The organism is Corallococcus sp. CA041A (assembly GCF_003612075.1).
GTDB classification, from domain to species: Bacteria; Myxococcota; Myxococcia; order Myxococcales; family Myxococcaceae; genus Corallococcus; species Corallococcus exiguus.
The window spans coordinates 1-427 of the sequence record NZ_RAWF01000688.1 but is presented as its reverse complement, the minus strand read 5'-3'; the positions used below and the strand labels follow the sequence as shown (position 1 = coordinate 427).

Sequence of the window (427 nt, the reverse complement as noted above, 5' to 3'; positions counted from 1 at the left end):
GTCCTTCTTGGGGAGGGCGGGGCGCGGGGCGCTGAGGGTGCCGCCGAACTGCTCCACGATGTCGTACTCGAGCGTGGCCACCTGCTCGCCGTTGTCGCCCGGGGTGACGGAGACGAGCTTCACGCGGTTGTGGCGCTCGCCGCCGGGGGCGCGGCGGAACAGGGTGCCCAGGGCGTCCGGCGTGGTGAGCTCGGTGCCCAGGGGCCACGTCTCGCCGGGGCGCACGGGGTCGCGCGGCAGCTCCAGCACCAGCGTGGCCAGGTTGCGCGCGGGGCCCTGGAGCCCGTCGATGATGAAGCCGCGGTCGCTGAAGGTGGCGTCCTCGGGCGCGCCGGTGTTGGGCGCCACGCGCAGCTGGCGCTCACCGGATTTGTCCAGCACGAGCACGTATGTGTACTCGGTGGGGACGGGGGCTGTCTCTTATACA

1 pseudogene is annotated in these 427 nt (G+C 72.6%); it reads right to left on the bottom strand.

The window, feature by feature from the left end:
* A pseudogene (locus D7V77_RS42705) lies at positions 1-387 on the bottom strand (hypothetical protein); the annotation flags it as partial.
* Positions 388-427 lie beyond the last annotated feature (40 nt).